Origin of the sequence: Acidocella sp. MX-AZ02 (assembly GCF_000306035.1) — a bacterium.
Classification (GTDB): Bacteria; Pseudomonadota; Alphaproteobacteria; order Acetobacterales; family Acetobacteraceae; genus Acidocella; species Acidocella facilis.
On sequence record NZ_JH976207.1, the window covers coordinates 1,552,576 to 1,562,728 of the forward strand.

A 10,153-nucleotide genomic window follows, 5' to 3' on the forward strand; every position below is an offset into this window, starting at 1 on the left:
CTTGGCATCGACGCCGCCGGCCCCGCCCTGGCGGCGCTGCTGGCGGCGGGGGACAGGCACATCGTCGCGGATGCGGACGCGCTGACCGCCTGCGCCGGGGCGCCGGAGCGTCTGCGCGGTGTCACCGTCATCACCCCGCATGAGGGCGAGTTCACCCGCCTGTTCGGCCCCATCGGCCCGGACAGGCTGGGCGCCGCCCGCGCCGCCGCCGCGCGCATCGGCGCGGTTCTGGTGCTGAAAGGGCCGGATACGATCATCGCCGCCCCGGATGGCGAGGCCGTCATCAACGCCAACGCCCCGCCTTGGCTCGCCACCGGCGGCACAGGCGACGTGCTGGCCGGGCTGATCGCCGCCCTGCTGGCGCGCGGCATGGCCCCCTTCGCCGCCGCCTGCGCCGGGGTCTGGCTGCATGGCGCGGCCGCCACCAAGATCGGGCCGGGCCTGCTGGCGGAGGATCTGCCGGACCAGCTCGGCCCGCTGGCGCAAGGATGACTTCACCCCGCGCCCGGCCACCGCCGACGCGCCCATTGGCAAAGGCTGAGCCGGCAGGCCGGTTGACCGAAAATAGGTCAAAGTCTACGACATAATCTCGCCGCAATGGAGAAAAATTTTATCACAAAATCCATTTGCCCTGGCCTGGAATTGCCCTTTTCCACCCCAATACTCCTGTCATCGAAAGGAGACGCAGTCATGCGCTTTAGTAAAACTTTCCTCTCCGGCGTCGCCGCGCTGGCCCTGCTGGCCGGCCCGGCCCTGGCCCAGCCCGACCATGGCGGCCCGGATGGCGGCCAGCCGCATGGCGCCCCGCAAGGCGAGAATCACGGCGGTCCGCAGGGTGGCAATCACGGCGCGCCGCAGGGTGGAGACCATGGCGGGCCGCAGGGCGGCCAGCATAACGGGTCCGGCTTCTTCGGCCTGCAGGGGGAGAATCACGGCGCCCCGCAAGGCGGCGACCACCGCCCGCCCGCCGACCACCGCCCGCAAGGCGCCGAATATCATGGCGGCCCGCAATACCGCCACGGCCCCAGCGGCCCGGATGGTCACTGGGCGCGGGGCGACCATTTCAACGGCGCGCGCCGGGTAGTGCCGCATGACGAGTGGGACCGCTACCATCTGCATCGCCCGCCGCCGGGCTATGAGTGGGTGAATTATAACGGCCAGTTCCTGATGATCGCGATCAGCAGCGGCATCATCGCCAGCATCATCGCCGGCTCGGCTTATTAAAGCCGTCGCCCCTGCCATAACCCCGCCCGCAAGGGCGGGGTTATGCATTCCATGTTGACGCAAAAGGCATTATAATGCCGGTATGAATGAGATGCGGCCGCTCGGGCACAGCACGGGAACCTTGGAAACATTGGCGGCCATCGAGCGCAAGCTGCTCTGGCTGTCCTCCTGGATCATCCATAACGCCAACCATATCCGCCCCAACCTCACCGCCGAGAAGGTCGGCGGGCATCAGGCCAGCTGCGCCTCCGTCACCTCGATCATGACGGCTTTGTATTTCGATGCGCTGCGCCCGCAGGACCGCGTCGCCGTCAAACCCCACGCCTCGCCGGTGCTGCATGCGGTGAATTACCTGCTCGGCCGGCAGAGCCGCGAAAAGCTGGAGCTGTTTCGCCAGTTCGGCGGCGCCCAGGCCTATCCGTCGCGGGCCATGGATGGCGCCGAGATCGATTTCTCCACCGGCTCGGTCGGGCTCGGCGTCGCCATCACCAGCTTCTCGGCTTTGATCCAGGATTACGTGCAGGCGCATGAGATGCTGCCCGCAGGCGCCAAACGCGCCCGCAATGTCGCCGTCGCCGGTGATGCGGAGCTGGACGAGGGCAATATCTACGAGGCCCTGCTGGAGGGCTGGAAGCATGACGTCCGCGATGTCTGGTGGGTGGTGGATTGCAACCGCCAGAGCCTGGACTCGGTGATGCCCGACCGCCTCTTCGGCCGCTTTGAAGGCCTGTTCCGCGACATGGGCTGGCGCGTGGTGACGCTGCGTTATGGCCGCGCCTTGCAGGAGGTGTTCACCCGCCCCGGCGGCAGCGCCCTGCGCGCCTGGCTGGATGACTGCCCCAACTCCGTCTACTCGGCGCTGACCTTCCAGGGCGGCCCGGCCTGGCGCGAGGCGCTGCTGCGCGATATCGGCCGCAGCCGCCCGCTGCGCGCCCTCATCGACCCGCTGGACGATGCCGCGCTGGCGGCGCTGATGACCAACCTGGCCGGGCATGATCTCGGCACCCTCACCGGTGCCTTCTCCCAGGCCGCCAGTTCCGACCAGCCGACCCTCTTCCTCGCCCACACCATCAAGGGCAACGGCCTGCCGCTGGCCGGGCATAAGGACAACCATGCCGGGCTGATGACGCCCGAGCAGATGGACGAATTCCGCGCCGCCATGAGGATCCGCCCCGGCCATGAATGGGACCGGCTGGAAGGGCTGGAAAACCCGCACCGGATCGAGCGCTTCATCAACGAAGCGCCCTACGCGCAGCCGCTCTCCCCCGCCGGGCGTCGGCTCACCGCCCCAGCCGTGCCGGTGCCCGCCACCCTGCCCGGCCCGCGCACCGCCGGGCGCAAAATGAGCACCCAGGCCGGGTTCGGCGAAATCCTCTCCGAAATCGGCCGCGCCCAGGGCGAGAGCAAGGCGCTCTCGCAGGCCATCGTCACCTCCAGCCCGGATGTGGCCACCTCCACCAACCTCACCTCCTGGATCAATCGCCGCTCGATGTTCGCCCGCAAGGCGCAGGAGGATGTGTTCCGCAAGAGCAAGGTCGCCTCGATGGTCCGCAAGGACATGCATCCCGGCGGCCAGCATATCGAGCTGGGCATTGCCGAGCAGAGCCTGTTCCTGCTGCTGGGCGCCGCCGGGCTGGCGCAGGATCTCTACGGCACCAGGCTGCTGCCGGTGGGCACGGTGTACGATCCGTTCGTCAATCGCGGCCATGATGCGCTCTATTATGCCTGTTACCAGGATGCGCGCTTCCTGCTGGTCTCCACCCCGTCCGGAATCACGCTGGCAGCGGAAGGCGGGCAGCACCAGGCCACCAACACTCCGCTGCTGGGCATCGTGCAGGACAAGCTGGCCACCTTCGAGCCGGCCTATTGCGACGAGCTGCGCATCATGATGCGCCATGCCTTCGAATATATGCAGAAACCGGACGGCTCGGCGGTCTGGCTGCGCCTCTCCAATTTCGCCCTGCCGCAGCCCACGCGTACGCTGAATGAGGCGCATGTGATCGCCGGCGCGCATTGGATCACCCCGCCCGCCCCGGGTGCGTCCATCGCCATCGCCTATCAGGGCCCGATGGCGGCGGAGGCGGAAAAAGCCTTCGCCCTGCTGCGGGAGGATGTGCCGGAGGCCGGGCTGCTCGCCATCACCAGCCCGAACCGGCTCTATGCCGGCTGGCGCGCCGCCCAGCGCCAGCGCCGCGCGGGGGAGAAGGCGACATCGCATATCGAGGATATTCTCGCCCCTCTGGCCCCCGGCTCGGCGCTGGTGACAGTGCTGGATGGGCACCCGGCGGCGCATAGCTGGCTGGGCGCGGTGCGTGGCCAGCGGGTGATGGCGCTGGGGCCGGACCATTTCGGCCAGTCCGGCACGGTGGCGGAGCTGTACCGGGAATATGAGATGGACGCCGACGCCATCCTGGATGCCTGCGCCGAAGCACTGAGCTAAGTTCCAAAATTTTTTGGGGGGCGGCCCTTTTTTCAAAAAGGGCCGCGAAACGCCTGGGGTGTTGGCACTGGCGTTGCCACCACCCCGAACGTTCGTGGGAACTTTTTGAAAAAAGTTCCCACACCCTCAAAAACTTCCGCTAATTTTCCTGCTTCGCCAACACCCGCGACAGGCTGCACCCCGCCGCCACATAGGCGGTGAACGCCGCCAGCGCCAAACAAGTCTGCGTCGGCATCGGATGCGCCAGCCCCAGAGTCAACGCCACCAGCATGCCCCCAATCGTCTGCCCGAACAGCCGCGCCACCGAGATCATCCCCGAGGCCCCGCTGATCCGCTGTTTCGGCGCCGTCATCAGCATCGCCTTGTTGTTCGGCGGCTGCAGCATCGAGAACCCGGTGCCGGCCAGGTAAATCCGCCACATGATGTTGAGGTCGCTCGGGTCATGCGGCAGCAACCGCAGCAGCAGAAACCCGGTACCGCAAATCACCATCCCCAGCGTCGAGAGCATCGCCGCCGGATACCGATCCGTCAGCCGCCCGATGATCGGCGCCGAAAGCACGATCGCCACCGGCCAGGAGGTGATCACCAGCCCCGTCTCCGCCGGGCCGCGATGCAGCACATCGGTCAGGTTGAAGGGCATCGAGATCATGAAGAAATTCGAGGCCACGAAGGACAGAAACCCGGTGACGAAGGCAATCGAAAAGCCGCTGCGCGCCAGCAGATCCACCGGCAGCAGCGGGTTGGCGCGGGTCAGCTGCAGCCGCACCAGCAGCGCCATCGCCACCGCCCCGACCAGGATCAGCCCCAGCCCCTGCGCGGCGCCCCCGCCCTGGGCGAAATTATCGCCGCCCATGACGATGCCCGAAAGCCCGAGCGCCAGCAGCACCACGCTCAGCAGATCCAGCCGCGCCGGCGTTTGCGGGGTGCGCGGCAGCGAGGTGATCGCGAAATAGAACGCCAGCGCCCCCAGCGGCAGATTGATCAGGAACAGCCATTTCCAGCTCGCGAAGGACAGCACGAGGGCGGCCAGAGACGGCCCCAGCGCCACGCCGAGCGCGATGGTCAGGCCGTTCAAGGCAATGCCCCGCCCGAGCAGATTGGCGGGGTAGATATAGCGGATCAATGCGGCATTCACGCCCAGAATACAGGCCGCCCCCACGCCCTGCACCGCGCGCGCCAGCGCCAATTCCGGCAGGGTCTGCGACATCGCGCATAATAATGACGCGGCCGAAAACACCAACAATCCCAGCACGCACATGCGCGCATGGCCAAAGCGCTCCCCCAGGCTCGCCACCGGCAGCAGCGCGATCAAATTCGCCAGCTGGTAGGCATTCACAATCCAGATCGCCGCGGAATTGCTGGTATGGACGTCATGCGCGATGGTGGGCATCGCGATATTCACCACCGTATAATCCACCGCGGACAGCAAAACCGCCATGGCAACAGCGATCATCGCCCGCATACGCGCGTGCTTGGGAAGGCCGTCAGGCAAAGGCGGCGCGGCTTGCTGGGCCAGTGTTGCGGACATATTTCCCGCTTACTGGGCAAGCCGCCTGAAAAACAGGGTTTTTCTTCGGGAGGCTGCCATGCGGGCGCTAGGCCTGGCGCCTAATCCTCAGGTATCTCCGCGTGCCAAATCTCGATGAACCCGGCCTGGTAGCAACCGGCCGAAAACGCGTTATGCAGATTTTCCAGCTCCGGCTCGATATCTTCCTCCAGGCTGGCATCCACCATCGCCCAATAGAAGCGCGCCAGAACCCGCGCCTGCTCGGCACTCTCCACCCGCCCGGCGGTCAAAATCGCCGCCGCCGCCGCATCGCCCAGCGTGCGGGCATAGTCCAGCGCCAATTGCCGGTCAGCCTCAAAGCGAAACGGGATCAAAGTGCCACCTGCGCATCCCGGATCACCGCCATCCGATCGCCGAGCCTGATCAGCTTATCGCGCAGTTCCTCCACCCGCATGGTCGCGGTCACGCATAACAGATAATGCTGCGGGTCCTTCTCATCTGCCACGAATTCCAGCCCGTCCGGCAGATCCATCTCGGACAGCACCCAGTACACCGAAATCTGCTTGCCCGGATTGCGCTTGGATTTCAGCCTGTGGATACCTTTAAGATGCTGCCAATGCGCGGAGAAGGAGAGCCCATGGCAGCGCGAGGGTAAAATCCATTTCCCATCGCCAGAAAACATATAATCATCGCGCTGAATGCCGCAGATCAACTGCCGGCTGGAGGAGCTTTCCGTATACAGTGTCGGATGCTCCCCAGCCGTAATCGGCCGGGCGAACCATTTTTCCAAGCGGGCAAGATACTCACGCAGATCCTGCAAGGTTCTGTACTGGTCCATGCCCGCCTCCCGTTTATTGGTTAAACCGCCTCGCTGATCTTGATCGCCGCCTTGCAGCCGGCCTTGATCAGCCCGGTCAGCAATTTATAGGCCGGCGCCTGCTCGGCGCCGTGCTCCAGCCCGATATCGCGATGCTCCAGCTCTTCCAGCCGGAAGCGCTCGATCGTCTCCGCCAGCTCCTGCTCGCCTTCGGGCAGCGCATCGCGCTGGGCGGCGTAATGCTCGTCGATGGTCTCCTCCACCGCCACGGTGCAGGCCATCGCCGCCTTCTCGCCCAGCGCCGCGGTCAACGCGCCCAGCGCGAAGCCGGCCACACGCCAGATCGGCAGCATCGCCGTCGGGCGGGAGCGCCGCGCGGCGATCAGCCCTTCGAAGGTCTGCTTATGCACCGTCTCCTGCTCCAGCATGTGGCGCAGCAGATCACCCTTCGGCCCGCGCCCCAGCACCGCCAGCTGCCCGGCATAGATGCGCTCGGCGCCATATTCGCCGGCATGGTCCACACGTACAAACCGCTTGATCGTCTCGTCCATCACCGCCTCCGCTTCGGCCGCCCCCCCGCCATGCTAAAAAACAGCACGGTCAGGATGATGGCGGCACAGAAATCCATCTGCGCCATCGAGATCGGGACCCCGGCCAGCAGATGCACCGGCCGGTCACACGGCACCGCCGGCGTCATCGGCAGCGCCGCCCCCGGGGTGAGCATGCCATTGCACTCCGGCAAGGGCGATGGCCACCAGCCGAACTCCACGCCGACATGCAGCCCGGCAATGAAAATATCCGCCAGCATCGCCAGCCCGGCCAGCCCCAGCAGCACCCGGCCGAACCGCCCGCCGAACAGCAGCGCCAGCAGCCCCAGCAGGATGACGATGCGGTAGGGCCAGCGCTCCATCAGGCACAGCTCGCACGGCACCAGATGCAGCCCATATTGGGCGAAATACGCGACACCGAGAGCGGCGGCCGCCAGGAGGGCCGTAATCAATCCAGCCAGACGAACATTCATGCCCGCCTTTTGCTCCCTTTCGCGCCCGCCGCCAAGCTTCACCACGCCCGTGGCTTTTGCCGGCTAGAGCGCGCTGACCGTAAACGGCCAGCGCGCTCTAGCCCTTTGTTTTGGCGAGCAACTTTATGACCCTGAATGAGTCCAATCAGGGTCATGTTGCTCTACAAAATGAATCGCGACAGATCGCCCTTGCTGGCCAGCGGCGCCACTTTCTCATTCACATAGGCGGCATCGATGGTGATCGCCTCGCCGGAACGGTCGGTGGCGGTGAAGGAAATCTCCTCCAGCATCCGCTCGATCACCGTCGCCAGCCGCCGCGCGCCGATATTCTCGACCCGCTCATTGATGTCGAAAGCGAGCGAGGCGATCTCATCCACCGCGTCATCCGCGAAGGTGAGATCCACCTTCTCAGTGCCCAACAACGCCACCGACTGCTTCAGCAGCGAATGCTCGGTATCGGTGAGGATGCGCTTGAAATCATCGCGCGAGAGCGAGCTCAGCTCGACGCGGATCGGCAGCCGCCCCTGCAATTCCGGCAGCAGGTCCGAGGGCTTGGCGACATGGAAGGCGCCCGAGGCGATGAACAGGATATAATCCGTCTTCACCGGCCCGTATTTGGTCGAGACCGTGGTGCCCTCGATCAACGGCAGCAGATCGCGCTGCACGCCTTCGCGCGAGACATCGCCGCCCTTGAAGCCGCTATCGGAGCGCGCGCAGATCTTGTCGATCTCATCGAGGAACACGATGCCGTTCTGCTCGGCATGCATCAGCGCATCCTTGGTCAGCTGTTCGGTATCCAGGAGCTTGTCCGCCTCCTCGCGCTGCAAGGCACGGCGCGCATCCGGCACCAGCATCTTTTTCTTCTGCGCTTGGCGACCGAACATGCCCTTCATCATGTCTCCAAGATTGATCGCCCCGCCCGGCGGCATGCCGGGCATGTCCATCATGCCGATCGGCGTGCCCGGCGCCTCGGAAATCGACACCTCGATCTCCTTATCCTCCAGCTCGCCGGCGCGCAGCATGCGGCGGAATTTCACCCGCGTATCGGCCGACGCCCCTTCGCCGACGAGCGCTGTAATCAGCCGCTCCTCCGCGTTGAGTTCCGCCTTGGCTTCCACGCCCTTACGGTTCTGCTCGCGCAGCATGGTGATGGAAGCTTCCACCAAATCGCGCACGATGCTCTCCACGTCCCGGCCGACATAGCCGACCTCGGTGAATTTGGTGGCTTCCACTTTCAGAAACGGCGCCTGGGCCAGCTTGGCGAGGCGCCTAGCGATCTCGGTCTTGCCGCAGCCGGTCGGGCCGATCATCAGGATGTTTTTCGGCACCACCTCATCGCGCATCTCCTCCGGCAGCTGCTGGCGGCGCCAGCGATTGCGCAAGGCGATGGCCACGGCGCGCTTGGCGTCGTTCTGGCCGATGATGAAGCGGTCGAGCTCGGAGACGATCTCGCGGGGGGAATAAACAGGAATGTCCATTTAAATCGTTTCAACAACCAGGTTTTCGTTGGTGTAGATGCAGATATCGGCGGCGATCTTCATCGCCCGGCGGGCGATCTCCTCGGCGGAGAGATCATCCACCGTCATCAGCGCGCGCGCGGCCGAGAGGGCGTAATTGCCGCCGGAGCCGATGGCGATGATGCCATCGGAGGGCTCCAGCACATCGCCATTGCCGGTGAGGGTAAAGCCCCTCTCCTTGTCGGCGACGATCAACATCGCCTCCAGCCGGCGCAGATAGCGGTCCGTCCGCCAATCCTTCGCCAGCTCCACGCAGGCGCGCTCCAACTGGTTGGGAAACCGTTCCAACTTCGCTTCGAGCCGTTCCAGAAGGGTGAAGGCGTCAGCCGTGGCCCCGGCGAAGCCGGCGATCACGCTGCCATTGCCAATCCGCCGCACCTTGCGCGCGTTTCCCTTTACAACGGTGTTGCCGAGCGATACCTGCCCGTCCCCGGCCACGACAACCTGGCCATTGCGGCGAACGGACAAAATGGTGGTGCCATGCCAGCCCACCGAATCGTTATGCTCTGTCATGGCACAAGAGATGGCACCCGCCCCGGCGCCCGGCAAGGGGCGCGGTTTTTACGCAAAACACGCGGCAGACTGCCCAAAACCTGCCTGTCCGCAAAAGCTTTGTGCACTATATTACAAAATATTCGTGACTTCCCCTTTGTCCTTCGGCAAAAAAGTGCTAACGCGCGGCGATGGCTTCCGAATTGAACCAGACCCCATGACGCCGATCGACGAGTCCGAAATTCTCCCTGGCCTTGGCAAGCGCGTGAAATTGCTGCGCGCCCGCAGGGGCATGACGCGCCGGGTTCTGGCCGGCGAGGCGGATGTATCCGAGCGGCATCTGGCCAATCTGGAATCGGGCACCGGAAATGTCTCGATTCTGGTGCTGGCGCAAGTCGCCCAGGCGCTGGATTGCTCCCTGGCCGAGCTGCTGGGGGACGAGACCACCTCCTCCCCGGAATGGCTCTCCATCCGCCGGCTGCTGCATGGGCGCGAGCCGAGCGAGATCGCCCGCGCCTTGCAGGGTTTGAGCGACATGTTCGGCAATAGCCGCCCGCATGGTGGCGCCACACGGCATCACCGCATCGCGCTGGTGGGCTTGCGCGGCGCCGGCAAATCCACGCTCGGGCAGATGGTGGCGGCCAAGCTCGGCTATCCGTTCGTCGAGCTGCGGCTGGAAATCACCCGGCTGGCCGGCTGTGCCCCTGCGGAAATCCAGGCCCTCTACGGCTCCAACGCCTATCGCCGCTATGAGCGCCAGGCGCTGGAGGATACGCTGCAAACCTACCCGTCCTGCGTCATCGCCACCGCCGGCGGGCTGGTGAGCGACAATGCCACCTTCGATCTGCTGCTGAATAACTGCCTCACCGTCTGGCTGCAGGCCACGCCTGAGGATCATTTCACCCGCGTGCTGGCCCAGGGCGATCTGCGCCAGCTGCCCGGCAACCGCAACGGCGTCGAGGATATCCGGCTGACGCTGGAAAGCCGTGTCGGCTTCTACGCCAAGTCCGACCTCGCCTTTAACACCTCGGGCAAGACGCTGGATGAAGCCTTTGACGGTCTGATGGGGATGCTGCGCCAGCATGCCTGGGCGGCCGAGGCCGTCTAGACCGCCTATCGCGCACGCGGCTTTGAC

11 protein-coding genes are annotated in these 10,153 nt (G+C 65.3%); 4 read left to right on the forward strand and 7 right to left on the reverse strand.

Annotation, left to right across the window (positions count from 1 at the left end; genetic code table 11):
- The 3 genes from MXAZACID_RS07665 to MXAZACID_RS07675 all read left to right on the forward strand — a co-directional run.
- Window positions 1–492, forward strand: a 492-nt coding sequence (locus MXAZACID_RS07665; RefSeq protein ID WP_008493661.1) for an ADP/ATP-dependent (S)-NAD(P)H-hydrate dehydratase, incomplete at its 5' end; no start/stop codon positions are given.
- Between the two features lie 198 nt (window positions 493–690).
- Complete coding sequence (locus MXAZACID_RS17755; RefSeq protein ID WP_008493662.1) at window positions 691–1,224, forward strand: RcnB family protein; 534 nt, start codon at window positions 691–693, stop codon at window positions 1,222–1,224.
- Between the two features lie 82 nt (window positions 1,225–1,306).
- A complete protein-coding gene (locus tag MXAZACID_RS07675) occupies window positions 1,307–3,664 on the forward strand; it encodes a transketolase (RefSeq protein ID WP_008493663.1) in 2,358 nt (785 codons plus the stop codon).
- 139 nt (window positions 3,665–3,803) lie between these two features.
- Here MXAZACID_RS07675 and MXAZACID_RS07680 read toward each other — a convergent pair whose 3' ends face one another.
- The 7 genes from MXAZACID_RS07680 to hslV form a co-directional block, all read right to left on the reverse strand.
- Complete coding sequence (locus MXAZACID_RS07680; protein WP_026440155.1) at window positions 3,804–5,192, reverse strand: MFS transporter; 1,389 nt, start codon at window positions 5,190–5,192, stop codon at window positions 3,804–3,806.
- Window positions 5,193–5,272: 80 nt separating this feature from the next.
- Window positions 5,273–5,545: a hypothetical protein gene (locus MXAZACID_RS07685; protein WP_008493665.1), complete on the reverse strand. Its 273-nt coding sequence runs from the start codon at window positions 5,543–5,545 to the stop codon at window positions 5,273–5,275.
- Window positions 5,542–6,009, reverse strand: coding sequence for a hypothetical protein (locus MXAZACID_RS07690; RefSeq protein ID WP_035180037.1), 468 nt, complete (start codon window positions 6,007–6,009; stop codon window positions 5,542–5,544). The genes MXAZACID_RS07685 and MXAZACID_RS07690 overlap by 4 nt, the downstream gene beginning before the upstream one ends.
- A 20-nt stretch (window positions 6,010–6,029) precedes the next feature.
- A complete protein-coding gene (locus MXAZACID_RS07695; protein WP_008493667.1) occupies window positions 6,030–6,539 on the reverse strand; it encodes a demethoxyubiquinone hydroxylase family protein in 510 nt (169 codons plus the stop codon).
- Window positions 6,539–7,009, reverse strand: a complete 471-nt coding sequence (locus tag MXAZACID_RS07700; RefSeq protein ID WP_039884784.1) for a disulfide bond formation protein B — start codon at window positions 7,007–7,009, stop codon at window positions 6,539–6,541. Before MXAZACID_RS07700 ends, MXAZACID_RS07695 begins: the two co-directional genes overlap by 1 nt.
- Window positions 7,010–7,170: 161 nt before the next feature.
- Window positions 7,171–8,487: an ATP-dependent protease ATPase subunit HslU gene (gene hslU / locus MXAZACID_RS07705; protein ID WP_008493670.1), complete on the reverse strand. Its 1,317-nt coding sequence runs from the start codon at window positions 8,485–8,487 to the stop codon at window positions 7,171–7,173.
- Window positions 8,488–9,039 carry an ATP-dependent protease subunit HslV gene (gene hslV / locus MXAZACID_RS18770; protein WP_008493671.1) on the reverse strand — a complete coding sequence of 184 codons (552 nt, stop codon included), beginning with the start codon at window positions 9,037–9,039 and terminating at the stop codon, window positions 8,488–8,490.
- A gap of 196 nt (window positions 9,040–9,235) precedes the next feature.
- Between hslV and MXAZACID_RS07715 the strand changes: the two genes are divergently transcribed.
- The gene (locus tag MXAZACID_RS07715; RefSeq protein WP_008493672.1) at window positions 9,236–10,126 is read left to right on the forward strand and encodes a helix-turn-helix transcriptional regulator; all 891 of its coding nucleotides are present in this window, start codon (window positions 9,236–9,238) and stop codon (window positions 10,124–10,126) included.
- Window positions 10,127–10,153 lie beyond the last annotated feature (27 nt).

Excerpts from the sequence above, each read along its gene's own strand:
- MXAZACID_RS17755 (WP_008493662.1), top strand. The coding sequence starts at position 691 with ATGCGCTTTAGTAAAACTTTCCTCTCCGGCGTCGCCGCGCTGGCCCTG.
- MXAZACID_RS07675 (WP_008493663.1), top strand. The coding sequence starts at position 1,307 with ATGAATGAGATGCGGCCGCTCGGGCACAGCACGGGAACCTTGGAAACA.
- MXAZACID_RS07680 (WP_026440155.1), bottom strand. The coding sequence starts at position 5,192 with ATGTCCGCAACACTGGCCCAGCAAGCCGCGCCGCCTTTGCCTGACGGC.
- MXAZACID_RS07690 (WP_035180037.1), bottom strand. The coding sequence starts at position 6,009 with ATGGACCAGTACAGAACCTTGCAGGATCTGCGTGAGTATCTTGCCCGC.
- MXAZACID_RS07695 (WP_008493667.1), bottom strand. The coding sequence starts at position 6,539 with ATGGACGAGACGATCAAGCGGTTTGTACGTGTGGACCATGCCGGCGAA.
- MXAZACID_RS07700 (WP_039884784.1), bottom strand. The coding sequence starts at position 7,009 with ATGAATGTTCGTCTGGCTGGATTGATTACGGCCCTCCTGGCGGCCGCC.
- hslU (WP_008493670.1), bottom strand. The coding sequence starts at position 8,487 with ATGGACATTCCTGTTTATTCCCCCCGCGAGATCGTCTCCGAGCTCGAC.
- hslV (WP_008493671.1), bottom strand. The coding sequence starts at position 9,039 with ATGACAGAGCATAACGATTCGGTGGGCTGGCATGGCACCACCATTTTG.
- MXAZACID_RS07715 (WP_008493672.1), top strand. The coding sequence starts at position 9,236 with ATGACGCCGATCGACGAGTCCGAAATTCTCCCTGGCCTTGGCAAGCGC.